This is a genomic window from Larsenimonas rhizosphaerae (assembly GCF_023700005.1).
Lineage (GTDB): Bacteria > Pseudomonadota > Gammaproteobacteria > Pseudomonadales > Halomonadaceae > Larsenimonas > Larsenimonas rhizosphaerae.
The window spans coordinates 650,884-674,172 of sequence record NZ_JAMLJK010000001.1 but is presented as its reverse complement, the minus strand read 5'-3'; the positions used below and the strand labels follow the sequence as shown (position 1 = coordinate 674,172).

Here is a 23,289-nt window from a genome sequence, read left to right as displayed (position 1 = left end):
GTTATCAGGGGCTTTCAAGGAGGGTAAGTCGCATGCCCGGGCTGCGGCCGGATGAAGGCTCGCAAGCTATCCATCCAGCCTCTTCCAGCCGAGATGCAGACCGCCGAACCAGTGCATGCTCCAGCGCCATCCTACGGGCCAGGGTACCAGTGGCCTGGGGCGAACGTTCGGCCAGCAGTGCAAGAACCAGCCCTTCGAGCGCGTCCACGCCGTGGGCTGCCACGATGCGGCCGGCCTGATCGATCAAGTCATCCATCAGGCCAGACGCCGGCTGCGCTCAAGTCGAATCGCTACCGATTTCGAATTCGGGGTATTACTGCGCACACCGACGCTATCAAGCGGAATCAACGGGTTGGTTTCCGGGTAGTACGCCGCGGCACAGCCTGCCGGGGTGTCATAGCGCACCACCTTGAAGTGGTTGGCGCGGCGAACCTGGCCATCACTGTCATCCCCGATCAGATCCACAAATTCGCCCGCCTCGACGCCCAGTCGTGTCATATCCTGCTCATTGAGAAAGATCACCTGGCGTTGCCCTTCCACACCCCGATAACGGTCGTTATAGCCGTACACCGTGGTGTTGTACTGGTCATGACTTCTCAATGTCTGAAGGGTCAGCCAGCCGGTGCGCTCGCGCATCTTCTGATGAAGCACTTGTTTCGGCAGGGCGGCCGCACTGAATCGGGCCAGACCGGTGCCCGTCGGAAACATGCGCTCCGCACCGGGATTGCCCAGCCAGAATCCACGCGGCTCACGAACGCGCTGATTGAAGTCGTTAAATCCTGGCACCACGCCGGCAATATGCTCACGAATCACATCATAGTCTGCCCGCAGTGATGCCCAGTCGACCACCTCGTTCCCCAGCAGCCGCTCGGCAACCTGAGTCAGTATCTCGACTTCACTTCTAAGCGCCTTCGACGCCGGCTTATGGATACCGCTGGACCCGTGCACCATGCTCATCGAGTCTTCTACCGTAATGAGCTGTGCCTGGCCATCGGCCTTGCGGTCCACTTCAACCCGGCCGATACAGGGAAGAATCAACGCATCCCGGCCAGTGACCAGATGACTCCGATTGAGCTTGGTACTGATGTGAACGGTCAGGTTACAGCCGGACAGCGCCTGTTCACAGACCTCGGAATCCGAGGTAGCACGAGCAAAGTTGCCGGCCAGCCCAATAAAGACCCTTGCCTTGCCATCGCGCATGGCACGAATCGAATCCACCGTATCCACGCCGTGCTCACGCGGCATGGGGACGCCGTAATACGCCTCCAGTGCATCCAGAAAGCCCGGGGAGGGTTTTTCATAGATACCCATGGTGCGATCACCCTGCACATTGGAGTGCCCCCGCACCGGGCAGGTGCCCGCCCCAGGCTTGCCGATATTGCCTTTCAGTAGCAGAAGATTCACCAGTTCACGAATCGTGATGACCGAGTGCTCATGCTGGGTCAGCCCCATGGCCCAGCAGAAGATGGTCGCGCTGGAGCGCATGTAGACCTCGGCGGCACTGGTGATCTCATCGCGACTCAAGCCGGACTGGTCTTCAATGTCCGCCCAGGACGTGGCTTCGACCACCTGCTGCCAGTCTGCCAGCCCATCGGTATGGCGAGCGACAAAGTCATGATCGATGACATTACCCTGCTGGGCGTCCCGCTCGAACAGCACCTTGGCCATGCCGCGTGCAGCAGCCATGTCGCCGCCAAGTGCCGGGCACAAATACAGCGAACTGATCTGACCACTGCCGGCCCGCGCCATTTCCAGCATGCGCTGCGGGTCAGCGAAGCGTTCAAGCCCACGTTCCTTCAGGGTATTGAATGCCACGATCTCGCAGCCACGGTCGGCCGCCTCACGCAGCGTTCCCAGCATGCGGGGGTGGTTGGTTCCCGGGTTCTGCCCGAAGGTAAAGATAGCCTCGGCCTGTTCGAAATCCTCCAGCAGCACGCTGCCCTTGCCGGAGCCCAGCGCATCTTCAAGCGCCGCACCGCTGGCCTCATGGCACATGTTGGAGCAGTCCGGCATGTTGTTGGTGCCATAAAGCCGAGCCAGTAACTGGAAGACCCAGGCTGATTCATTGCAGGCCTTGCCGGAGGTGTAAAACAATGCCTCGTTGGGGTCATCCAGTGCCCGGAGGTGATCGGCCATCAGGTCATAGGCAGCTTCCCAGCTGATCGGCTCATAGTGATTCGTGTCAGCGTTATAGCGCATGGGCGAGGTCAAACGCCCCTGATCCTCAAGGCGGAAGTCGTCCCAGCCCTTCATCTCACTGACGCTGTAACGGGCGAAGAAACGTGGCGTCACTCGCTTCGCCGTGGTTTCCCAGGTCACGGCCTTGACGCCGTTTTCGCAGAACTCGAACGATGAGCCGTGTTCCGGGTCGCCCCAGGCGCAGCCGGGGCAGTCAAATCCATCGGGTTGATTCAGCTTCAACATTGCCCGCACATTGGTCACCGGGGCTCTGCTCTGAAGCAGGAAGCGGCTGACGGATTTCAGCGCTCCCCAGCCGGCGGCCGGGTGGTGATACTCGAACGTGCGTTCCTTGCTCATGAAGGCTCCTGAAGCAGATCTCCGCATTATCTGCGGAATAGTGAAGACGGTGTACGCCCTCGACTCAGCAACTGAAGGCGCTGGCCGCGGTGGCAGCACACCAGATTGAGGCCACACAGGCGGGCGGTATCCACCGCCAGAGTCGAGGGGTGTGAAAGTGTTCCAAGTGTTGTCATGCCGGCACGCACGCTTTTCTGAATCAGTTCAAGGCTGCAGCGGCTCGACACCAGCCCGGCAGCCGGCATGACACCGGCCTGCAATCCCTTGCCGATCAGCTTGTCCAGCGCGTTGTGCCGACCAATGTCCACGCCGGTCACGATACTGCCCCCAGGGTCCAGGCCCAGCGCCACATGAAGCCCTGGGCGGCTGGCCTGATCCAGCGCCTCGAACAGGCGATGCCAATCGGCCATGGACGGCAACTCCGACGGAGGGAGCTGACGCAGCCCCTCGAACATCAGGCCTTCATCAGCCGACCCGCAGCGGCCGCAGCTGCTGGTTGAGGCGCCAACCCGACGACGCTCCATGGCCTGCTCCGCCAGATGAGGCGCCATGGTGAGCTGCACCCGAAGGCCATGACGCAGCGGCGATTGATCGACACGCTCTATCTGTGAGATGCGACTTATCAAGCCTTCACTAAAGGCAAACCCCACCGCCCAGGCCTCAAGGTCGACCGGCGTTGCCAGCACCGAGGCAAAGGCCATGTCATTCAGGGCAAGCGTAATGGCCTGCTCCTCCGGGCCCTTGAGGTCGGTAGCGGGCATATCGGTTGCCCATTCATAGTCGGTAAATTCGGTGCGGGACGTCATGACGGAACCTCACTCGGCCAAACCACCGTGCCGGCAGGCACACGTGGTAATTGAGTCACAGTGTATGGAGAGAATGATATGCAGGCTAATGGAAAACGACGATACTATGATAGACACCGTCTATCATTGAAGTCCGCCAGGGCATCGAGAACGGCCTGCAACCGCCTCGACTGCCGATGGGCACGCTTCCAGAGCAGCCCGAGCCGGGCAGGATGCGTCAGAGCGGGCAAGGGCCAGGTCACAAGCCCCTCAAGCGGCAGGGCACTCACAAGTCGCGCTGGCATGACCGCGATGGCCTGGTCCGTGCGCAGCAGGGCCGCCAGAAGCGCCAGTGACCCCGCTTCGACAACCGCTTCTACCGCCATGCCCTCCTCTTCGAGCCGGCGACGCACCAGAGAATGGTGCTGCATGTCACCGGTCAGCATGTAGAGCGGATGATGGGCCAGCGTGGTCCAGTCCGGCGGGGTCTTGAAGGACAGGCCGGCGGCAGCCATCAGCACGTAGTGCTCCTCGAACAGCGGTCGGGCCACAAAGGGCTCGGCCGCCGGCACGTCCAGATACCCGAGCGCCAGTGCTATCTCGTCATCGGCCAGCGCCTGCATGAGCGATACGGTAGTGTATTCCCGCACGCGAAAACGCAGGGCGGGAAATCGGCGACGAAGCTCCGGCAGCAGCGTGGCCATGTCTCCCAGAGCCGATGGCACCAGCCCGAGGGATAACCAGCCACTTGGCCCCTGGGCAGGGTCAAGCTCGGCATGCAGTTCGTCGAATTCCGCCAGAATGCGTCGTGCATGGAGCAGAACGCGCTGCCCTTCCGGTGTAAATCCTTCAAAACGGCGGCCGCGGCGAATCAGTGGGGTTCCCAGTTCCGTCTCAAGCTGCTTGAGACGGGCTGAAAGGGTCGGCTGGGTCACATGGGCACGCTGTGCTGCGCGCCCGAAATGCCGCTCCTGAGCAAGAGCGACCAGAAACCTGAGCTGGCGATGATCCATGGTCAGCTCACACGATTGGCCTGAATCCAGGCGATGGCCGCCTCAAGATCATCCACCACGGCCACCGCGCCATCGAAATCGTGCTCACGGGAATAGGCGTTGGGAATGGCGATGACCTCGACGCCGGCGGCAACTGCCGAGCGCACGCCGTGGGACGTATCCTCAAGGGCAATGGCCTGCTCCGGAGCAATATCCAGCAACGCCAGGGCCCGCAGGTAGCTGGCCGGATGGGGCTTGCTGTGCTCAACGTCCTGACGTGCCACCAGGCATTCAAAATGACGGTGCAGATCGTGCTGCGACAGGATCGGGGCAATTTCGTCATGGCCACTGCCGGTCACCAGTGCACACCGAAGCTGCTGCTCACCGGCCCATGCAAATGCCTGATGGACACCAGCCATCAAGGGCACCGGCTCGCGGGCAAATCGGGCCGTGGTCTCCGCGGTCTTGCGCCTGATCAGCGCCTCGGCACGCTCATCGATATGGGGATGGCACTCCAGCAGGTATTCCACGCTGGTATTCACCGGGTTACCGGAATAATGCCGACGATATTCCTCTTCGCTGATCACCACATCAAACGGCGCCAGCACCTCATTCCATACCACGCGGTGCACGCTTTCCGAATCCACCAGCGTACCGTCACAATCAAACAGAAGTGCCTTGAGCGCCATTTCCAATCCTTTCGCGGGGAAAATAAACCTGTGTCCCTACCTTAGCATGCCCCTGGCATGGATGGCGGCCGGACCGTCTGCTGGCGCCACATGGTAAACTCAATACAAATGATTTTGATAACTCTTATCATTTAGAATAAGCTGTGGTCACCCAATGCCCGGTCGAGGCGCATGTACTGAAGGGAGAAGACCGCATGAGTTCCGCACTTGTAGACGATGGCGCGACCGAAACGTGTGATGCCATTGACCCTGTCACGGCCTATCGCGCCAGGGATTTCCTGTTTTGCTCATCGCACCATACGCTGCACGCCCGAGGGTGTCTGATCAATGCCCAGAGTAATCGCCCGGCGTCACCGGACGTGCTTGATGCGCAGGCGACCACCCTGTTTGAAAAGGCGCGCCGGCGCGGTCAGTCCAACCCGATCATCGTGGGCGCCCTGCCCTTTGATGTCAGCCAGCCCGCCCATCTGTACGTGCCGGAATACTGGAGGCGGAGCGCCGCACCCGACGCGGCCGAGCGCCAGGCTCTGGTGCGCACCCCGGTCGCATTGACGGTCAGCGAGAGTGCGCTGTATCCGCGCCCTCAGGGCTACCGGGAGGGGGTGAAACGTGCACTTCAGGCCATGGCTGAAGGCCGGGTCGACAAGATTGTTCTCTCGCGCACCCTTGAAATCAATGCCAGCACCCGGGTCGATCTGCCGCCGCTGATGAAACGGTTGATTGGCGTCAATCCGCACGGCTACAGCTTTGCCCTGCCACTGACGCCGGACCAGCCCGATGGCGCACCACCCCATGCCTTTATAGGCGCCAGCCCGGAACTGCTGGTAAAAAAGGAAGGCACACGGGTTGTCGTCAACCCACTGGCAGGCTCCATCCCTCGCCACCGGGACACGGCGGAAGACCAGCAACGGGCCGAAGAGCTGGCCGTCTCGGAAAAGGATCTGCACGAACACAAGGTCGTGATCGACGCCATCCTTGAGGCGCTGACCCCCTATTGCAGCAGCATGACAGTGCCGGAGGGACCCAGCGTCATCAGCACCGACACCCTGTGGCACCTCTCGACCACCATTACCGGCGAGCTCAGGGACCCCGCCGTCAGCTCACTGGCCCTGGCGGCGGCCATGCATCCCACTCCCGCGGTATGTGGCCACCCCCGCCGCGAAGCCTATCGCGACATCAATGCCATTGAATCCTTCCATCGTGGCCACTTCGGCGGCGCAGTGGGGTGGTGCGACAGCGACGGCAATGGTGAATGGTCGGTTGCGATTCGCTGCGCCGATGTACATGACACCCATGTCCGACTGTATGCCGGCGCCGGTCTGGTGCCAGGCTCTGACCCGCAGAAGGAACTGATCGAAACCGGCACCAAGCTGCGCACCATGCTCAATGCCATGGGGCTGGAACATCTGGATACCGTATGAACACCTCATCGCCACTGATTGCCGCGGACCTGGACACGATTTACCAGAAGTCACCGGATTATCCCGAAGACGCCAAGGCCCGTTACCGCGACGCTGGCCTCTGGACCGACATGACCCTGGGCAATTTCCTGCGTGAGGGTGCAAGGAGATTTGCGACCCGCCCGGCCATTGTCGAAGGAGGCACACGCTGGAGTTACAAGGCGCTGGATCATGAAGTGGACCGGCTGAGCTTTGGCCTGCAATCCCTGGGGCTCCTGAAGGGTGATCGCGTGGTTTTGCAGCTGGCCAATCGGGCCTCGATGATCATGACCACACTGGCCTGCTTTCGACTGGGCCTGCTGCCGGTATTTGCCCTGCCCGCCCACCGAAGCCATGAACTCATTCATTTCTGCACGGCCTCCGGGGCACGGGCACTGATCACCATGGCCGACCAGGTGGCCGGCCAGCCCGATGTAGACTTCCGGGCCCTCGCCCGGCGGGTCATACGCGCATGCCCCGGGCTTGAGCATGTGCTGATTGATGGCACCCCGGAAGAATTCACGTCACTGGACAGCCTTTATCAGGATACGCCCGCCGTGGCTGACTGGCCGGCGGTCACGGCAGATGAGCTGGCCTTTTTCCAGCTGTCCGGCGGTACCACCGGGCTGTCGAAGCTCATTCCGCGTCGCCATCAGGATTATCTCTACAGCATCCGCGGCAGCATTGAACCCTGCGGTATCAACGAGCACACCGTGTATCTGGGCGCCCTGCCGCTGGCGCACAACTTCCCCATGAGTTCACCGGGATTTCTGGGCGTACTGTACGCCGGCGGCTGTGTGGTCATGGCTCCAGCTCCGACACCTGACCACTGTTTTCCGTTGATCGAGGCTGAAGGGGTCACCCATGCCAGTCTGGTACCGCCGCTGGCACTGCTGTGGCTGAACAGCCTGCCCCAGTACGCCCACCTTGACCTGTCATCCCTGCAGGTGCTTCAGGTCGGTGGCGCACGGTTCAGCGCCGAAGCAGCACGACGTGTGAGACCTGAACTGGGCTGCACCCTGCAGCAGGTCTTCGGCATGGCCGAAGGGCTGGTCAACTACACCCGGCTGGACGATGACCCGGAAACGATTGTTCGCACTCAGGGCCGCCCCATTTCCCGCCTGGATGAAGTCCGTATTGTCGACGCAGCCGGCCGGCCCGTGCCGGATGGCACCCCGGGGCTGCTTGAAACCCGTGGGCCCTACACCATTCGTGGCTACTTTGATGCCCCGGCCCATAACGCGGCAAGCTTTACCGACGAGGGGTTTTATCGTACCGGCGATGTGGTCTCGCGCACCTCCACTGGTTATCTGATCGTGGAAGGCCGCGACAAGGACCAGATCAACCGGGGCGGCGAAAAGATCTCCCCGGAAGAAGTCGAGAATCTGTTGCTGGCCCATCCCGAGGTACATGACGTCGCTGTGGTCGGCATGACCGATGCATACCTCGGTGAGCGTCCCTGCGCCTTTATTGTGCCCCGCGGTGACGCAACGCCCAGGGCAGGCGAACTGGCGCAGTACCTGAAGGACACGGGTCTGGCCACCTACAAGGTGCCGGATCGTTTTCGCATCGTTGAGGCCTTCCCCGAAACCCGCGTTGGCAAGGTCAGCAGAAAAGTGCTGCGCGAGCAGTTGAAGGACACCTACGCCACCCCTCACGCCTCGGCATGACCCGAGACCGGAACAAGGACGCATCATGACTATTCCCGCGCTGCCCTCCTACGCCATGCCGACTGCCGATGAGGTGGCCGCCAATCGCGTGGACTGGTGCATTGACCCGAACCGAGCCGTACTGCTGATTCACGACATGCAGGACTACTTCATCGACAAGTATGACCGCACCCAGGCACCGATCCCGGCACTGATTCAGGCCATCGGGGAATTGCGCCGCGCCGCGGACCTGGCCGGCATCCCGGTGGTCTATACCGCCCAGCCGACCGACCAGCCCGACAGCGACCGCGCCCTGTTGAACGACTTCTGGGGCCCCGGCCTTCCCGGCGCGCCAGAGCAGGTGAATGTTGTCGACGGCCTCACCCCGGCCGACCACGACACGGTATTGACCAAATGGCGCTATAGCGCCTTTCAGCGCTCACCGCTGCGCCAGATGATGAGCGATCAGGGACGCGATCAGCTGATCATCACCGGCGTCTATGCCCACATCGGCTGCATGGCCTCGGCCCTCGAGGCCTTCATGCAGGACGTTCAGCCCTTTTTCATCGTGGACGCACTGGCTGACTTCTCTCGGGAAGAGCATCTGATGGCCATCAACTACGTGGCCAGGCGCTGCGGTGTCAGCCTTGACCGACATACCGCCCTGGCCGCCATCGGCCAGCCTGCATCACATTCGGCCCCTGACACACTGGGCTGGTTGCGTCAGGAAGTGGCACCGCTTATCGAGCAATCTCCCGAGGACATCGACCCGGACGACAACCTGCTGTTCATGGGACTTGACTCCATGCGCATGATGACTCTGGCCGAACAGCTCACCCGCCAGGGTCGCCCGGTGTCCTTCATGGCCCTTGCAGAAAACCCGACGCTCAATGACTGGGTCGCCCTGCTGGACGCGGCCTGATCCTGTATTTCTGGAGCATTCATGACAACGATCACATCTCCGTCTCCGGCACCTGGTGTCCGAGGCCCCAGGGGAAAAAAGAAACCGCCACGCCTGCTTGATGTACTCAGCGTGACCCGGCTGACGCCCAGAATGATGCGAGTGGTGCTGGGAGGCGAAGCTTTGGCTGGATTTCCGGACGACGCACCGGGTGGCCACATCAAGGCCTTCTTTCCCCGGGACCATCAGCACGAACCCAGTCTGCCGACCCTGACCGCCGATGGCCCGGTCTGGCCGGCGGCCGAAGAACGTCCGATTACCCGAACCTACTCGGTACGCCACATGGACTGCGAGCGCCAGGAACTGGCGATCGACTTTGTACTGCATGGTGATGACGGCCCGGCCTCGCGCTGGGCGCTGTCCGCCACGCCGGGAGACCGGCTGGGGATCGCAGGGCCCGGCGGCCCTCTGCCCCTGCTGAAACCGGCCAGCCGCTATGTGCTGGCCGGCGACCTCACCGCCGTGCCGGCCATTGCTGCCCTGCTCGAAGCCCTGCCGGAAGATGCCACGGGCGATGTCTTCATCGAAGCCGTGGACCCGGCCGATACGCTCCCTCTGGCCCACCCGGAAAGCATTCAGGTGCACTGGCTGTATCGGGAAACACTGAGCGCGGGCGAGTCCCCCCTGCTGATCAACGCCGTAAAGGCGCTGGGCATCACTGATCCGGAGGGCCTCTTTGGGTGGGCCGGCGGTGAAAACAGCGCCGTGCTGGCCATCAGGGAGTATATGCGCCACCAGCTGGGCATGAGCAAAACGCAGGTCTATGCCGTGCCTTACTGGAAGGATCAGTTCACCGAAGAGCGCTACCACGAGGAGCGCCACCGCATCATGGATGACGCCTTATGACACCGTCGCCTGACACTGGATTTGCCGAACGTACAATCGTGGTCAGTGGCGCAGCACAGGGAATCGGCCGCAGGCTGACCGAACGCCTGGTCGCCGCCGGCGCCCGGGTAGCCGCCCTGGACCACGATGACGCGGCACTGGCTCACATGGTGACCGCCCTTGAGGCCGGCGACAGGCTGAGCACCCATCACGTCGATGTCGGCCGGTCAGCGGACGTCGAGGCCGCTGTCGAAGCGGCCGCACAGCAGCATGGACAGCTGGATTATCTGGCCTGCGTGGCCGGCATACTGCAGATGGGCCGGTTGAGCGACCTGAGCGACGAGCAGTGGCTGTCGACCTTTCGTGTCAACACCGATGGCGTGTTTTACCTGTCTCGCGCCGTTGCCCGGCGCATGATGGCGCAGCAGGCCGGCGCCATTGTCGTGGTCAGTTCCAACGCGGCGTCCACTCCCCGCATGGGCATGGGCGCGTATTGCGCTTCCAAGGCAGCCACGACGCAGATGATGCGCTGCATGGGGCTTGAACTGGCCGAGCACGGCATTCGCTGCAACATCGTCTCACCGGGTTCGACCGATACCGACATGCTCAAGGGCATGTTTTCCCACCCGGAAGACCGCGAGCGGGTTATCAAAGGCTCACTGGCTACCTTCAAGACAGGCATACCACTGAACCGGATCGCGACGTGCGATGATATCGTTGATGCCATCCTGTATCTGCTGTCGGATCAGGCCCGGCACATCACCCTGCATGACCTGCGGGTCGATGGCGGTGCCACTCTCGGCCAGATCTAGCGCGGCCAGATCCAGCCCGTGCTGTCAGAAGGGTCGGTGCAGGTGCGCAAGTACCCAGTACGCACCAACACCCGCCACCAGCAGCACACCGATCCCGCCGGCAAGCCGGCCATGGCGGTGACAGAACGTCACCGCCGCCTCCCCACCAAAATAGATCAGCAGTGCCAGGCCAAAGAACCGTGCTCCACGCCCAAGGGCACAGGCCAGTAGAAACCAGACCAGCGGATAATGCGCAGCGCCTGCACCCAGCAATGCGATCTGAAACGGAATAGGCGTAAAGGCGACCATGGCAATCGCCCAGAAGCCATGATCACTCATTTCCTGAACGAAATGCGCGTAGCCGCCGCTGGCACCGGTCATCGTCAGCAGTGAGTGCCCGAACCCGTCCATCGCCCAGGCTCCGATGCCGTAGCCTGCCAGTGCTGCCAGCAGGTTACCCGCCAGCGCTATACCGGCCAGCATGAAGCCTCGCCGGGGCCGCGCCAGCATCCACGGAATCAACAGTGCATCAATCGGCAGGGGCAGAATCAAAATCTCGAAGGCCGCTGCCATGAACAGCAGCCAGTGCGCCCTGGGCGAATCAGCGCTGTCTCGCAAGCGCTGCAAGCCGGCCTGTGCCCACGCCTTGATCGTCATCGTACAAGAGATCTCTGTTGCGTGTACGCACCGGTATGGCGCATACAAAAACGCCCCGGCAGTGGCCGGGGCGTTTGTGATACCACGCAGACTCATGGGCAGCAAGCAGGCTGCCCCGACGACCGGTTAAAAGTCGTAGCGCAGGGACGCCATCACGTTCGACGGGGCACCATACATGTTGAAGGTGCCTGTTGATCCGACACGCTCGTAATAGGACTTGTCGAGAATGTTGTTGAAGTTCAACTGCCCCTTGAACCTGGGCGTGAAATCGTAACCCACCATGGCATCAACAACAGCGTAACCCGGTGCATTAACATCCTGACTGGAACTGAAGTCACTCATGACCGTAACGCCACCGCCGATGTGAAAACCGTCAAGCGTGCCACTGGTAAAGCCATACTGGGTCCACAGATTGGCCATGTTCTTCGGCATCAGCAGGAAGGTTGCATCGGTGTCGCCACGCTCCACATCGGTGTCCATATAGGTGTAGCCGGCAATGATGTCCCAGTTGGGCAGCGGCGAGCCGGTGACCTCGAACTCGGCGCCCTGAATCCTGCGCTTGCCGATGGGGGCCGAATAGGTCTCACCCGGCACACTGGCAGCGTAGTTGTCATCATAGAGACGGAAGGCGCTGATACGGGCGTTCAGATCGCCGTCAAAGTAACTGCCCTTGACGCCGACCTCGTACTGGGTACCCTCACGCGGCTTGATCAATTCACCGCTTGAGCCGGTTGCGCTCTGAGGCTTGAAAACCTCGGAATAGCTGGCGTAGAGCGAATGATGGCTGTCGACGTCATACACCAGCCCCGCGTAGGGCGTGAATCGTGCATCGTTGCTACGACGACCTACCGAGCCATCATCATTATTGGTGACCCGCTGGTCGTAGGAACTGACCCGCCCGCCTGCAATCAATGCCAGCGGTTCAAACGGTCGGAAGGTCAGCTTGGAGTACAGGCCATATTCTTCGAGTGTCGTGCGCTGATCAGTAACGCGAATGCCGGGCCGCTGTGAGCTCAGGAAGTCGATTTCGCTGATGTTTCGAATCTCATCGAACGAGGTGGTGCCCCCCAGGGCAGCCCCGGAGACACGAGCACGGGCGGTATCGGTTTCATAGCGTTTATAGTCAGTCCCGACCACGAATTCACTGACATTGCCGAAGGTCATGAAGGGCTGACTATAGCTCGCGTCCATTGTCAGCGATTGCTGATCGATGTCACCTGCCGTACCACGCGGTTCAAAGGTGCCGTTCTGGTCAACGCCATTGCCACCGAAAATGTAGTTATAGTCTGCGGAGCGATCAGAATAACGTGCGGCAAACCGTCCGTACCCGCCATTGTCAAAGCGGTGAGTCAGCTCGGCAATGTAGTCATTGCTCTGCATGGTAAAGCTGTTCCAGTCCGCTCCGGCAAAAGTCGAGCGAGTGACATCAAGCAGGTTGCCGTCTGCATCCGTCGGCAATCCATTGTTGACCACGATGTCCTTGTGCTGACGTAAAAATGCCAGCCCCAGCGTGGTAGCGTCATCGAGGTCAATGTCGAGCGCGCCGTAGAATGTCTGGCGCTTGTTGTCATTGTCGTCAACGAAGCCATCGGAACCATTATTGCTGACAACCATACGCCCGCGCACACGACCGGCCTGATCGATCGGGCCGGACAGGTCAACCTCCTCATAGTGCTGATTCCAGCTGCCATAGCGGCCGGTCACATGCCCCTGAAAGGTATCGGTGCCGCGCTTTCTGACCAGATTGACGATGCCACCCATCTCGCTGGTGCTGTTGAACAGGCCGGAAGGCCCCCGCATGATCTCGACCCGATCGAACGCCGACAGGTTCGGCACCGTACCATTGATGCTTGCCATCGGCGCAGGCAGACCATCAATGTTGTATTCGTCATACTCATAACCACGCGCGTAGATCGACGAACGTCCTTCATCGTTGGACAGCACACGCATGCCTGGCGTCCGCTTTGCCAGCCCGTCAAGAGAGTCGAAATTCTGATCATCCATTGCCTCGCGCGTCACGACGCTGACCGACTGGGGAATGTCGCGAAGTGCCGCCGGCGTCTTGGTGCCGACCGTGGCAGCATCTGCGGTATATCCCCCGTTTTGCTCGGTGGATACCATGTCGTACAGGCGATTGCCCTGAACCGTGATCGTATCCTGACGATCAGCGGATGCCGTGGCCGTCGTCGTGGTGACTTCGGCAGCAGAGACCTGAAGCGCGATGGATGAGGCAGCAAGCCCAACGGCAACCGCCAGAGGCGTGCGGGCCGGATGAAACGGACGACGGGAAGATAGTGAACGCATGAGTAATCCTGAATAGACCCTTGACTGGCCACTGTGATCCCTTGCCGGACGTGTCCTGGCAAGTGTGGGCCATGTTTATCGTTGGTACCGGAAATGTGTCGTCGAAAGGCAACAGGCCGACAACGCGAACAACATTAAAAAGAATGATAAACATTATCAAGTGAAAATAATGAACAAATGCCTGTTTTTATTGTCGGGGCAAAAAAAGGAGGGAGCGTCAGGTATGTCCACGGATATCAAAGAGGCAGGTACAGGCAGATGAGCAAGCAAACCGACGCTGCTCAGGCAGCGCCGGGAACTGACAGGTCAGTTATTCAGAAGCGTTCTGAATGGCCTCGCCACCGTCTTCAATATCCTGACCGGCACCATTCATGGTGTTACAGCCGCTCAGTGCAACGGTAGACAGCGAGGAAACCACCAGCAGCATCAACAGTTTTTTCATCGAATACACTCCTTTGACAACGAATGGAAAACAAGGCCACATGCATCCTGTGCCTTGCATGAGCCTGGCAGATTACGCTGAAAATACCATCACATCCCTTGTCTTCCGGAGCATGCCATGGCCCTGTTCACCCTTGACCCCCGACTTGCCGCCGACACTCACCTGCTTGGGCGGATCTCCCTGACGGATGACCTCCCCTGCCAGGTGAGATTACTGGATGATGTTCGCTACTCCTGGCTGGTACTGGTGCCCGAGCAGCCGGAGTGCACCGAGGCCTTCGATCTGCCGGCAGCGGGATGGCTCTCGCTGATGGAATACACGGCCCGGTGGTCAAGAATACTCAAGCAGCATCATGGTGCCGACAAGATCAACATCGGCGCACTCGGCAATGTCGTCAGCCAACTGCACCTGCATCTGGTCGTACGGCACCGCACCGACCCTGCCTGGCCGGGCCCGGTATGGGGCCACAGCACTGCCGTGCCCTATACGCCGACACAGCTTGCCGAGCAGAAGAACATCATGTGTCGCTTGCTGATTCCTGATAACCAGACCACATGACATCGCATGGCGGCTGCAAAAGGCTAGGGCGCATCAAGCCGAGCGCCGGTGTCATCAAGCAGCCGTGCCAGCGAGGGGGCGGCAATGGGCTGATGACCATGCTGCCCCTCAAGCATCAGACGAGTGGCCCCGGCCTGCCTGGTGCAGTGCGCCGATACCTGCCAGGGCGGCCTTGCAGCAAGCTCGGCACGCAGTTCACATAGATCGACATTGGCATGCGGCACCGTAAACCCTCGCATGACAAGGGCTGTACCCAGGGCGCTCAGTACGGCATCCGGCGATGCATTGTAGCTACGTTCGGCGCTCACTGGCTGAATGCGAGTCGTGGCGCAGCCAGCCAGCAGTGACAGGCCCAGCAGAACCGGCATGATTCCGAGGCAGGTTTTCATGGTGCTTCCCCGCTGGTGGTGCTGGCGGTAACAGACAAGTCGGCCTGCAGCTGATTGAAAAACGGTACACAAAACGATGGCCTCGCCAGCGCACGGGCATCAATCGGGTAGTTTTGATCCGACATGACCGTACTGCTCCGCGCCAGCAATACTTCGCCGCTGCTTTCCCAGAGCGTGACCGCCTCGATTCGCCGGGGGTCTCCCCGGAACACCTGCCATGGGTCCCCCGAAAGGCTGCCATGCAGGAATGGACCGCCCACAACGCCTGCATTGACGGCACCCAGCCCAGGCATATCGATCACCCGCGAGGCGCTGACCAGCCCCAGGGCCACGTCGGTTTCACCCACATCATAGTGATGTCGCTCGAACAGCCGGCCTGCGGCCTTCATCCAGTCAGTAGTCGTGCGGTCAGGAGGCAGCGCCATGCGGCATTGCGGTGCCATGCTGCCTGTCGTTGCTGCCAGCGGGTCGGTTTGAGTCACGGCGCACCCGCCTGTCAGTAATACCAGCCCCGGCATGAAAAGTGCCGTCAGCCATCTGGCCCTGTACATGAGGCATTCCCTCGTGTGATCACACCGCGGATAGACAGGTACATCCTGGCACAGGGTGCTAAGGTAAACCGTACACATTTTGTTCTCTCCTGCCCTTAACAGGTGACCTGCCAATGATCATTCTTGCCCCGGACAGCTTCAAGGATGCCCTGAGTGCGCGCGACGCCGCTCAGGCCATGGCCAGCGGTATACGCCGTGTTCAACCCGAGGCAACCCTGCTGTGCTGTCCGATGGGAGACGGTGGCGAGGGCACCCTGGATGCCATCATCGCAGCCACCGGCATCGAACGCCGCATAACCACCGTGGTCGATGCGCTGGGCCGACCGATCGATGCGGCCTGGGGCTGGAATGAGGCCGAACAGACAGCCATCGTTGAACTTGCCGAAGCCGCGGGCCTGCAACAGATCGCACCCGATGAGCGTGACGCCCGGCACACCACCACCGAGGGGGTAGGCCTGTTGATCAAGGCGGCACTGGATGCCGGAGCACGCCATCTGGTGCTGACCCTGGGAGGAAGCGCTACCAATGATGCCGGCAGCGGCATGATGCGCGCCCTGGGGCTTGAGCTTCTGGATGATGCCGGCACTCCCCTGCCCCCCGGCGGCTCAGCGCTGGCACGGCTGGCACGGGTCAATACCGACCATCTGGACCCACGCCTTGAAAAGCTCACCGTTCAGGCCGCCGTCGACGTCAACAACCCATTATGCGGCCCGCAGGGGGCCAGCGCGGTTTTCGGCCCCCAGAAAGGGGCGGATGCCGATACCGTCGCCGAACTGGACAAGGCACTGGCCCACTTTGCCGAACAGCTAGGCCCCTTCAACGGCCCTGACCACGCCAATACTGAAGGGGCCGGCGCGGCAGGAGGCATGGGCTTTGCGGCACTGGCGTTCCTGAATGCCACCCTGGTGCCCGGCATTGAACTGGTCATGGCTCAGGTCAACTTCGATGAGGCGCTGTCGGATGCTTCACTGGTGATTACCGGGGAAGGACGCGTGGATGGCCAGAGCCTTTCCGGCAAGACCCCTATCGGCATCGCTCGCCGCGCACGTGATGCAGGCGTCCCGGTCGTGGTACTGGCAGGAAGCCTCGGCGAGGGCTGGACTGCCATCCATGACGAAGGCGTCACCGCCACCTGGGCCCTGTCAGACCGCCCCATGGCACTTGAAGAAGCTCTGGCGCGCTGTGCAGAGTTGCTTGCTGATCGAAGCGAGGCAGTCTGGCGATTGTGGCAACAGGCTGCCCGTGGCCAGAACAGGCAGTAAACGCCGGCCAGGCACGTCCGCGGTTGAAAAACGCGCGCATGACAACCATGTTGGATGTATTACCGACGCAAGGAGGACACCATGTCTGATACCAACGCCATTGGACTCCAGTCAGCCAATGCCAATCGACTGGCTGAAAAACTCAACGAGCTGCTGGCCAACTATCAGGTCTTTTACATGAACGCTCGCGGGTGTCACTGGAACGTCAAGGGTCCCCAGTTTTTCGAGCTGCATAATCAGTTCGAGCTGATATATACCGATCTGCTGACCAAGGTTGATGAGATCGCCGAACGCATCCTGACCCTGGGCTACACTCCGCTTCATGCCTACAGCGATTACGCCCGCCTCAGTACGGTAAGGGAAGTGACTAACGTGCACGATGCCGCCCAGTGTGTTCAGACCATGCTCGATGGGCTTTCCACACTGCTGCAGATCCAGCGGGACGTCCTGGATACCGCCAATGACGCCGATGACGAAGGTACGGCGTCACAGGTCAGCGACTATATCCGCGAGCAGGAAAAAACCGTCTGGATGCTGTCGGCCTATCTGGGCAAGTAAGTGATGTACGGCGCCCTGGATGCATAAAAAAAGCCCCGCTGTTGCGGGGCTTTTTACGCTTGCCATCTGCCGTTACAGCAGTTTGGCAATCTGCTCTTCCAGCGTGTCCTGGTCTGCCGCGAACTTGCGAATGCCCTCGGCCAGCTTGTCATTGGCCATGGCATCTTCGTTATGGGCAAATCGGAATTCGCTTTCGGTAATGCGTGGCAGGGTTTCAGCGCCCTTGCCTTCGTCAGAAACCTTGCGTTCAACCTTGCCTTCCGTCGCGCTCAGCTCTTCAAGCAGTTGCGGCGAGATGGTCAGCCGGTTGCAACCGGCCAGGGCCAGAATCTGTCCGGTATTACGGAAGCTGGCGCCCATGACCACGGTCTCGTAGCCGTAGTCGCTGGCATACTGACAGACGTTACGCACGAACTTCACACCTGGGTCTTCCTCGGCGGTATAGTCCTTTCCGGTTTCCTTCTTGTACCAGTCGGTGACGCGGCCGACAAACGGCGAGATCAGGAACACACCCGCTTCAAAGCAGGCTCGTGCCTGAGCATCGGAGAACAACAGGGTCAGGTTGCAGTTGATGCCTTCCTTCTCCAGAGATTCCGCAGCACGAATGCCTTCCCACGTGGATGCCAGCTTGATCAGTACGCGATCCTTTGACACACCCCGTTCTTCGTACAGCTTGATCAGGTGATGCGCTTTTTCGATGCTTGCTTCAGTATCAAAGGAGAGTTTGGCCGACACCTCGGTCGAAACGCGCCCCGGTACAATCCCGGCAATTTCACTGCCGATGGCAACCGCAAGATGATCTACCGCAGAGGCGATCTGCGCATCACGGTCGCTCTCTTCCTTCTTGACTCGCTCAATGACGTCCTTGATCAGTGGCTGATAGCTTTCCAGATCAAACGCCTTGAGAATCAGGGAAGGATTGGTCGTGGCATCCATGGGCTGATATTTACGAATCGCATCAAGATCGCCGGTATCGGCTACCACATGGGAAAGTTCCTTCAACGCGTCCAGTTGCGTTGCCATATCAAGCCTCCAAAAGATCAATATCCGGGGGTTTTCCCGGCAAAACATTCCGACACGCGAAACCACCGTGTCAGACGACTCGTTCCAGCATAGCGTTTTTGCAGGCAAAATCGATAACTGAACACAATGGATCGGAACAAATTGTATTCGGGGCAGCTGCGTCAAACGCTCGCAGCCGCACACATCACATTAACTAGACATATCTAATTAAATACTATCTAATACTTTTGCCTGCAAGGCATTATAAATGATCAGGACAGCGAGCCAGAGAGGCCTTTGCTTCAGGAATGGAAGCCGTTGTTCAGGGAGCGGCACTGCCAGGGAAGGCACCTTTCAATGCTATCCATCCGGATAGCTTCATGTTCCGCCTTCACTCCTTCGACCTGCATGCTCATGGGTCATCCCTTGCCGGTGACCGAGGCCTGGCTTCATTTTCTCCGGCCTCATCAGACAGTGCGCTTCGATTATCCAGCGATGCTCGCAAACCGGCAATTTCATGTCGCATTTCCTCCATTTGCCGATTGAGATGACGCATCATTTCGCGCTGGGCTCGCTGCTGCCGGTCAGCATCATCGTTTTCGTCCGCAACAAAAAGCGACCCGATATAGGCCGCAAAGCTGCCGAACAGCCCTACCCCGCCAATCATTACAATTACAGCCACGATACGCCCTCCCAGCGTCACCGGGTAGTAATCGCCATAGCCTACCGTGGTGATGGTCACAAAGGCCCACCACAGGGCATCTTCCGCAGTATTGATACGACTTTCAGGCACCGGCCCCTCGATCAGCAGCATCGCAATGGCGCCGAAGGCCACCAGCAGCACTGTCGCCGTGGCTGCCGTGGCAAATACACCTTCGGCCCGGTTGCGAAACACCACATCAATAACGGTCTGAATGGATCGCAGCGCCCTGATCAATCTGAAAATCAGAATAACCCTGAAGACACGGGCCGCCTGGAACTGCCCCATGACCGGCACACTGGCCAGGAGATCAATCCAGCCCCACTTCATGTAACGAAGCTTGCTTTCCGCACGATAGAAGCGCTGGCAAAAATCGATGAAAAAGAAAAAACACACCAGATAATCGAGATAACGCAACAGTCGCTGCATTTCCGACGAAAGGTGGAAAAATGTTTGTGCGCCCAGTGCCAGAAGCACATAGAGCGACAAAAACAGCAGGAATATCTGAAATGGGGTAATACGCTCCCGTTGATCCACGTGTACCTCGCTGTTGTCATGTTCAGACTTGATCGAGCCTGAAACCCCGAGTGGCAAAGGAACGGATCAAGCGTAGGGTAGTCAAAGTATCTGACACATCCGTATTGGAGTGGTAAATCAATGATCGATCCGCGTAATAATCATGCCTGGCAACGGGCCGAAGCGCTCAAGTCACGCATGAATCAGCATGCCGGTCAACGCAGCCATAACCCGCTCAAGGGCGTGCTTGTCTGGTTAAGCGTCGCCGCATTGATGGTGACAGGACTGTTCATGGCGTCCATTCTTCTGCTGGTCGGTCTGGTGACCCTGCCGTTCCTGCGTCACCGGATCAAAAGACAGACGAACACCTTTTCCGGCACATTTTACGAACATCACACCGGCACGTCCCGCGATTCCCACCGAATCATTGAAGGCGACTATCAGGCCCGGCCCTGACATGACCTGAATCATGAGCATCCTGCGGGATGCTTTTTTATTATCTGACCGGCTGCCGACCGCTTGCGATAAGGGCCTTTCACCCCCACATTGTAAGCAAGCTAACATTTAAAGCAGGCACACGAGGCAGTCATGACGACACTCTCCGAGGTTACACTTTCAGTACTGGACCTTGCTCCCATTCGAAAGGATGGCTCGATTCGGGAAACCCTTGATAATACGGTCACGCTTGCTCAAACCGTCGAAGCGCTTGGTTACCACCGGTTCTGGATGGCTGAGCATCATAATATTTCAGGCATTGCCAGTGCAGCGACCTCGGTACTGATCGGTCATGTGGCAGGCCAGACCAGCACCATGCGTATCGGCTCGGGGGGCATCATGCTGCCCAATCACCCTCCGCTGGTCATCGCCGAGCAGTTCGGCACGCTGGCCACACTGTATCCGGACCGCATTGACCTGGGCCTGGGTCGGGCACCCGGCAGTGATGGTGTGACCATGCAGGCGATGCGTCGCCACCCCCGTGCCGGCGTGGATGACTTTCCGGAACAACTGGCGGAGCTACAACGCTATCTTGGGGATGCCTCGCCCGGCCAGCGCGTCCAGGCCGTGCCCGGCCAGGGAACGCATGTACCGATATGGCTTCTCGGATCCAGTGGCTACAGTGCCCAGCTTGCTGCACGGCTGGGGCTGCCCTTCGCCTTTGCCGGCCAGTTTGCGCCGGGATACATGCACGAGGCACTGCGTCTTTATCGGGAACAGTTCCAGCCCTCCGAGACCCTCAAGGCCCCGTGGGCGATGCTGGGAATTCCGGTACTACTGGCCGATACCGATGAGCGCGCCCACTGGCTTGCGACTACGCAACAGCAGAAGTTCCTGAACCTGATGAGGGGCCAGTCCACGCATCTGCTGCCGCCAGTGGATAACATGGACTGGATGCCCCACGAACGCATGGCGGTGCAGCAGAACCTGGGCGCTACCATCGTGGGCTCCCCGGATACCGCACGGCAGCAGCTGGACAGGCTTCTGGAGGAGACCGGCGTCAACGAGCTGATGATCAACACCGATGCCTACTCACTGGAAGACCGTCTGACCAGCTATCGCCTGCTCGCCGAACTGCAGCAATGACGCCATGGATACAAGAGTGCAGGCCCCGCTATCAGGGCCTTTTTTCATTCTTTACAGCACACTTTCTCATTCCCTTGAGGTGCTACTTTTTTACAGCTTTTTGATTAAACTATTCTAATTAAATAGACACCTGCCGATAACACCGTAACGGCAGCCGTCTGCTCGATATCAGCTTCGGTCACCGTGCTTCATCACGGCGCGGCCTGCCTGATGGATAAACAGGATAGAGGCTTCGTCATGACTTCTTGGCTTACTGAACTTCCCATGAGCAAGGACCCTCTCATGCGACTCGACAATGGCGCCGTTCCGGCCGTACCACATGAACATGAGGCGGCACGACTCAGCGAGCTGAAGGCTCTGTTCGTGCTTGATACGCCGCCTGAGCAGCGATTTGATCGGTTGACCCGTCTGGTAAGCCGTACCTTTGATGTCCCTATTGTTCTGATCTCCCTGATTGACGAAGACCGACAGTGGTTCAAATCCTGCGTAGGGCTTACCATCACCGAGACCCACCGTGACCTGGCGTTCTGCAGTCATGCGCTCCATGAAAAGGACGTCATGGTCATCGAGGATGCCCTGCAGGACCCTCGCTTCGTCGCCAACCCGCTGGTCACCGGGCCACCCAATATCCGCTTTTATGCAGGCGCCCTGATCCGTTCCACCAGCGGCCTGCCGATGGGTACCCTGTGCCTGATTGACGATATTCCAAGACGCTTGAGTCCTCACAAGCGTGATTTGCTTATCGAGTTTGCCCACTTCGTCAGTAGTGAGCTGAACCACGATGTGACCCTGGCCAATGAGCAGACCGAGTCCAAGCTGCGCAACTCGCTGGACCCGCTGACTCATTACCTGCAACCCGGTAACTTTGAAAAGCGCATCAATGACTATTTCAGGCTGGCCGAAACCCAAAGCGCCCACTATTCGCTTGCCATGGTGCAACTACCCACACTGAAACAGGTCAGCGCTCGTTACGGCATTGCAGAATCCACATTGGCTCTGGTGGAAGTATCACGCCGATTACGGCACGCCTTCAGAGGCCACGGTTTATTGTTTGGCCGTATCAAGGACGACACGCTGTGTGTGTTTTTTGAAGCACCAACTCAAAAGCACCGGGAAAAACTCATGAATCGGGCCGCTGACGAGCTGCATGCACGCCATGAAGGCACAGCCGACGCCTTTGACTGCCCACCGCATATCAGCTGGCTGGATGACTGCCGCCTGTTCGATGATGCCAGCGCCATGATGGTTACCATTGAGCGCGCCATGAAGGAAGATGCTGCCGATACCCCCTCACTGCATCTGCTGGACACCGATGAGTATCGTCAGCCGCTGATACGCTCGGTAGCCATTGCCCGGCGCTTGCCAACGGCGCTCAGCAACAGCGAACTCTACCTGCACTATCAACCCATTCATGACCTCACCAGCGACACCGTGATCGGTCACGAAGCCCTTTTGCGCTGGTACGATACCGACCTTGGGCAAATTACCCCGATAGAAATACTTCGGGCAGCACAGGAGCGCCGACTCGAAGAGCAACTGGATCGGTGGGTGCTGAGCCAGGCTGCTACCCTGCTGCTGAAGGCTCGTCAGGCCGACCCACCCACCCTGCCCATTACCGTTAATCTGGGCAGCGCCTGGTGCATCCAGCCGGATTTCAGCGATGCCGTTGTCAATCTGCTCAATCGCCACGGCGTCCCACCGCACTTGCTGGTCTTCGATATTCCGGAAGATGTCATGGCTGGTCGTGACGCGATCCTCTATCGCAATATCCGCGCACTATCCACCATTGGCATCCGCTTCATGCTGGACAACTACGGGCGGAACTACTGTGACCTGCTGGGATTGATGGACCTGCCCATGGCCGGTATCAAACTGCATCAGGACTGGAAAACAGCCATCGGCCCCAGCACTGACGTGCAGCGGCACAAGCTGGAAGCGGCGGTTGATATCGCTCGTCGCGCAGGCTGGCGCATTTGTGCCAAGGGCATTGAAACCGTTGAGGAATACAACGACTTCAAGGCCCTTGGATGCCACGAGGGTCAGGGCTTCTGGCTGGGCCGACCGGCCGCTTACGATACCCTGCAAGACCTGTCAGGGTAG

General features: G+C 59.7%; 23 protein-coding genes. 11 read left to right on the top strand and 12 right to left on the bottom strand.

The annotated features are described in order from the left end of the window. Nucleotides 1-4: 4 nt before the first annotated feature. The 5 genes from NAT21_RS03010 to NAT21_RS02990 form a co-directional block, all read right to left on the bottom strand. The gene (locus NAT21_RS03010; protein WP_250935576.1) at nt 5-256 is read right to left on the bottom strand and encodes a helix-turn-helix domain-containing protein; all 252 of its coding nucleotides are present in this window, start codon (nt 254-256) and stop codon (nt 5-7) included. Beyond that, entirely contained in the window at nt 256-2,538 is a 2,283-nt protein-coding gene (locus NAT21_RS03005; RefSeq protein ID WP_250935574.1) for an FdhF/YdeP family oxidoreductase, read from the bottom strand. The genes NAT21_RS03010 and NAT21_RS03005 overlap by 1 nt, the downstream gene beginning before the upstream one ends. Nucleotides 2,539-2,564: 26 nt before the next feature. Beyond that, nucleotides 2,565-3,344: a formate dehydrogenase accessory sulfurtransferase FdhD gene (locus tag NAT21_RS03000; RefSeq protein WP_250935572.1), complete on the bottom strand. Its 780-nt coding sequence runs from the start codon at nt 3,342-3,344 to the stop codon at nt 2,565-2,567. Between the two features lie 104 nt (nt 3,345-3,448). Then, entirely contained in the window at nt 3,449-4,336 is an 888-nt protein-coding gene (locus NAT21_RS02995; protein ID WP_250935570.1) for a LysR family transcriptional regulator, read from the bottom strand. Between the two features lie 2 nt (nt 4,337-4,338). Then, entirely contained in the window at nt 4,339-5,004 is a 666-nt protein-coding gene (locus tag NAT21_RS02990; RefSeq protein ID WP_250935567.1) for an HAD family hydrolase, read from the bottom strand. Nucleotides 5,005-5,198: 194 nt separating this feature from the next. On the opposite strand from NAT21_RS02990, the gene NAT21_RS02985 reads away from it, so the two are divergent. Genes NAT21_RS02985 through NAT21_RS02965 form a run of 5 tightly spaced genes read left to right on the top strand, consistent with a single transcriptional unit; the run spans nt 5,199 to nt 10,690 of the window. Beyond that, nucleotides 5,199-6,425 carry an isochorismate synthase gene (locus tag NAT21_RS02985; protein ID WP_250935565.1) on the top strand — a complete coding sequence of 409 codons (1,227 nt, stop codon included), beginning with the start codon at nt 5,199-5,201 and terminating at the stop codon, nt 6,423-6,425. Next, complete coding sequence (locus NAT21_RS02980) at nt 6,422-8,113, top strand: (2,3-dihydroxybenzoyl)adenylate synthase (RefSeq protein WP_250935563.1); 1,692 nt, start codon at nt 6,422-6,424, stop codon at nt 8,111-8,113. The genes NAT21_RS02985 and NAT21_RS02980 overlap by 4 nt, the downstream gene beginning before the upstream one ends. A gap of 25 nt (nt 8,114-8,138) precedes the next feature. After that, nucleotides 8,139-9,014, top strand: a complete 876-nt coding sequence (locus NAT21_RS02975) for an isochorismatase (protein WP_250935561.1) — start codon at nt 8,139-8,141, stop codon at nt 9,012-9,014. A 21-nt stretch (nt 9,015-9,035) separates the two neighbouring features. Continuing rightward, nucleotides 9,036-9,899, top strand: a complete 864-nt coding sequence (locus NAT21_RS02970) for a siderophore-interacting protein (protein ID WP_250935558.1) — start codon at nt 9,036-9,038, stop codon at nt 9,897-9,899. Beyond that, on the top strand, nt 9,896-10,690 hold the full coding sequence (locus tag NAT21_RS02965) for a 2,3-dihydro-2,3-dihydroxybenzoate dehydrogenase (protein ID WP_250935557.1): 795 nt from the start codon (nt 9,896-9,898) through the stop codon (nt 10,688-10,690). The genes NAT21_RS02970 and NAT21_RS02965 overlap by 4 nt, the downstream gene beginning before the upstream one ends. Nucleotides 10,691-10,714: 24 nt before the next feature. Here the strand turns inward: NAT21_RS02965 and NAT21_RS02960 are convergent, their stop codons facing one another. The 3 genes from NAT21_RS02960 to NAT21_RS02950 form a co-directional block, all read right to left on the bottom strand. Next, nucleotides 10,715-11,326, bottom strand: a complete 612-nt coding sequence (locus tag NAT21_RS02960) for a YqaA family protein (RefSeq protein ID WP_250935556.1) — start codon at nt 11,324-11,326, stop codon at nt 10,715-10,717. 126 nt (nt 11,327-11,452) lie between these two features. Next, the gene (locus tag NAT21_RS02955) at nt 11,453-13,630 is read right to left on the bottom strand and encodes a TonB-dependent siderophore receptor (protein ID WP_250935555.1); all 2,178 of its coding nucleotides are present in this window, start codon (nt 13,628-13,630) and stop codon (nt 11,453-11,455) included. Nucleotides 13,631-13,940: 310 nt separating this feature from the next. Then, nucleotides 13,941-14,072, bottom strand: a complete 132-nt coding sequence (locus NAT21_RS02950) for an entericidin A/B family lipoprotein (protein ID WP_250935554.1) — start codon at nt 14,070-14,072, stop codon at nt 13,941-13,943. Between the two features lie 117 nt (nt 14,073-14,189). Here NAT21_RS02950 and NAT21_RS02945 point away from each other — a divergent pair, with 117 nt between their 5' ends. Then, on the top strand, nt 14,190-14,630 hold the full coding sequence (locus tag NAT21_RS02945) for an HIT family protein (protein ID WP_250935553.1): 441 nt from the start codon (nt 14,190-14,192) through the stop codon (nt 14,628-14,630). 23 nt (nt 14,631-14,653) lie between these two features. On the opposite strand, the gene NAT21_RS02940 is transcribed toward NAT21_RS02945, so the two are convergent. Both NAT21_RS02940 and NAT21_RS02935 read right to left on the bottom strand, forming a co-directional pair. Beyond that, nucleotides 14,654-15,019: a hypothetical protein gene (locus NAT21_RS02940; RefSeq protein ID WP_250935552.1), complete on the bottom strand. Its 366-nt coding sequence runs from the start codon at nt 15,017-15,019 to the stop codon at nt 14,654-14,656. Beyond that, on the bottom strand, nt 15,016-15,570 hold the full coding sequence (locus tag NAT21_RS02935) for a hypothetical protein (RefSeq protein WP_250935551.1): 555 nt from the start codon (nt 15,568-15,570) through the stop codon (nt 15,016-15,018). The genes NAT21_RS02940 and NAT21_RS02935 overlap by 4 nt, the downstream gene beginning before the upstream one ends. 113 nt (nt 15,571-15,683) lie before the next feature. Here NAT21_RS02935 and NAT21_RS02930 point away from each other — a divergent pair, with 113 nt between their 5' ends. Both NAT21_RS02930 and NAT21_RS02925 read left to right on the top strand, forming a co-directional pair. Further along, complete coding sequence (locus NAT21_RS02930) at nt 15,684-16,832, top strand: glycerate kinase (protein ID WP_250935550.1); 1,149 nt, start codon at nt 15,684-15,686, stop codon at nt 16,830-16,832. An 81-nt stretch (nt 16,833-16,913) separates the two neighbouring features. After that, nucleotides 16,914-17,390 carry a Dps family protein gene (locus NAT21_RS02925; RefSeq protein ID WP_250935548.1) on the top strand — a complete coding sequence of 159 codons (477 nt, stop codon included), beginning with the start codon at nt 16,914-16,916 and terminating at the stop codon, nt 17,388-17,390. 72 nt (nt 17,391-17,462) lie between these two features. Here the strand turns inward: NAT21_RS02925 and tal are convergent, their stop codons facing one another. Together tal and NAT21_RS02915 are read right to left on the bottom strand one after the other, a co-directional pair. Then, nucleotides 17,463-18,413 carry a transaldolase gene (gene tal / locus NAT21_RS02920; protein WP_250935545.1) on the bottom strand — a complete coding sequence of 317 codons (951 nt, stop codon included), beginning with the start codon at nt 18,411-18,413 and terminating at the stop codon, nt 17,463-17,465. Nucleotides 18,414-18,804: 391 nt separating this feature from the next. Further along, complete coding sequence (locus NAT21_RS02915) at nt 18,805-19,629, bottom strand: ion transporter (protein ID WP_250935542.1); 825 nt, start codon at nt 19,627-19,629, stop codon at nt 18,805-18,807. A 120-nt stretch (nt 19,630-19,749) separates the two neighbouring features. Here NAT21_RS02915 and NAT21_RS02910 point away from each other — a divergent pair, with 120 nt between their 5' ends. The 3 genes from NAT21_RS02910 (at nt 19,750) to NAT21_RS02900 (ending at nt 23,289) form a co-directional block, all read left to right on the top strand. After that, nucleotides 19,750-20,064 carry an FxsA family protein gene (locus NAT21_RS02910; protein ID WP_250935540.1) on the top strand — a complete coding sequence of 105 codons (315 nt, stop codon included), beginning with the start codon at nt 19,750-19,752 and terminating at the stop codon, nt 20,062-20,064. 132 nt (nt 20,065-20,196) lie between these two features. Further along, complete coding sequence (locus NAT21_RS02905; RefSeq protein ID WP_250935538.1) at nt 20,197-21,189, top strand: LLM class flavin-dependent oxidoreductase; 993 nt, start codon at nt 20,197-20,199, stop codon at nt 21,187-21,189. 237 nt (nt 21,190-21,426) lie between these two features. Further along, a complete protein-coding gene (locus NAT21_RS02900) occupies nt 21,427-23,289 on the top strand; it encodes an EAL domain-containing protein (protein ID WP_250935536.1) in 1,863 nt (620 codons plus the stop codon).

What these genes read in the sequence shown, in the direction of transcription:
- NAT21_RS03010 (WP_250935576.1), bottom strand. Translation starts at nt 256, where the DNA reads ATGGATGACTTGATCGATCAGGCCGGCCGCATCGTGGCAGCCCACGGC.
- NAT21_RS03005 (WP_250935574.1), bottom strand. Translation starts at nt 2,538, where the DNA reads ATGAGCAAGGAACGCACGTTCGAGTATCACCACCCGGCCGCCGGCTGG.
- NAT21_RS03000 (WP_250935572.1), bottom strand. Translation starts at nt 3,344, where the DNA reads ATGACGTCCCGCACCGAATTTACCGACTATGAATGGGCAACCGATATG.
- NAT21_RS02995 (WP_250935570.1), bottom strand. Translation starts at nt 4,336, where the DNA reads ATGGATCATCGCCAGCTCAGGTTTCTGGTCGCTCTTGCTCAGGAGCGG.
- NAT21_RS02990 (WP_250935567.1), bottom strand. Translation starts at nt 5,004, where the DNA reads ATGGCGCTCAAGGCACTTCTGTTTGATTGTGACGGTACGCTGGTGGAT.
- NAT21_RS02985 (WP_250935565.1), top strand. Translation starts at nt 5,199, where the DNA reads ATGAGTTCCGCACTTGTAGACGATGGCGCGACCGAAACGTGTGATGCC.
- NAT21_RS02980 (WP_250935563.1), top strand. Translation starts at nt 6,422, where the DNA reads ATGAACACCTCATCGCCACTGATTGCCGCGGACCTGGACACGATTTAC.
- NAT21_RS02975 (WP_250935561.1), top strand. Translation starts at nt 8,139, where the DNA reads ATGACTATTCCCGCGCTGCCCTCCTACGCCATGCCGACTGCCGATGAG.
- NAT21_RS02970 (WP_250935558.1), top strand. Translation starts at nt 9,036, where the DNA reads ATGACAACGATCACATCTCCGTCTCCGGCACCTGGTGTCCGAGGCCCC.
- NAT21_RS02965 (WP_250935557.1), top strand. Translation starts at nt 9,896, where the DNA reads ATGACACCGTCGCCTGACACTGGATTTGCCGAACGTACAATCGTGGTC.
- NAT21_RS02960 (WP_250935556.1), bottom strand. Translation starts at nt 11,326, where the DNA reads ATGACGATCAAGGCGTGGGCACAGGCCGGCTTGCAGCGCTTGCGAGAC.
- NAT21_RS02955 (WP_250935555.1), bottom strand. Translation starts at nt 13,630, where the DNA reads ATGCGTTCACTATCTTCCCGTCGTCCGTTTCATCCGGCCCGCACGCCT.
- NAT21_RS02950 (WP_250935554.1), bottom strand. Translation starts at nt 14,072, where the DNA reads ATGAAAAAACTGTTGATGCTGCTGGTGGTTTCCTCGCTGTCTACCGTT.
- NAT21_RS02945 (WP_250935553.1), top strand. Translation starts at nt 14,190, where the DNA reads ATGGCCCTGTTCACCCTTGACCCCCGACTTGCCGCCGACACTCACCTG.
- NAT21_RS02940 (WP_250935552.1), bottom strand. Translation starts at nt 15,019, where the DNA reads ATGAAAACCTGCCTCGGAATCATGCCGGTTCTGCTGGGCCTGTCACTG.
- NAT21_RS02935 (WP_250935551.1), bottom strand. Translation starts at nt 15,570, where the DNA reads ATGTACAGGGCCAGATGGCTGACGGCACTTTTCATGCCGGGGCTGGTA.
- NAT21_RS02930 (WP_250935550.1), top strand. Translation starts at nt 15,684, where the DNA reads ATGATCATTCTTGCCCCGGACAGCTTCAAGGATGCCCTGAGTGCGCGC.
- NAT21_RS02925 (WP_250935548.1), top strand. Translation starts at nt 16,914, where the DNA reads ATGTCTGATACCAACGCCATTGGACTCCAGTCAGCCAATGCCAATCGA.
- tal (WP_250935545.1), bottom strand. Translation starts at nt 18,413, where the DNA reads ATGGCAACGCAACTGGACGCGTTGAAGGAACTTTCCCATGTGGTAGCC.
- NAT21_RS02910 (WP_250935540.1), top strand. Translation starts at nt 19,750, where the DNA reads ATGATCGATCCGCGTAATAATCATGCCTGGCAACGGGCCGAAGCGCTC.
- NAT21_RS02905 (WP_250935538.1), top strand. Translation starts at nt 20,197, where the DNA reads ATGACGACACTCTCCGAGGTTACACTTTCAGTACTGGACCTTGCTCCC.
- NAT21_RS02900 (WP_250935536.1), top strand. Translation starts at nt 21,427, where the DNA reads ATGACTTCTTGGCTTACTGAACTTCCCATGAGCAAGGACCCTCTCATG.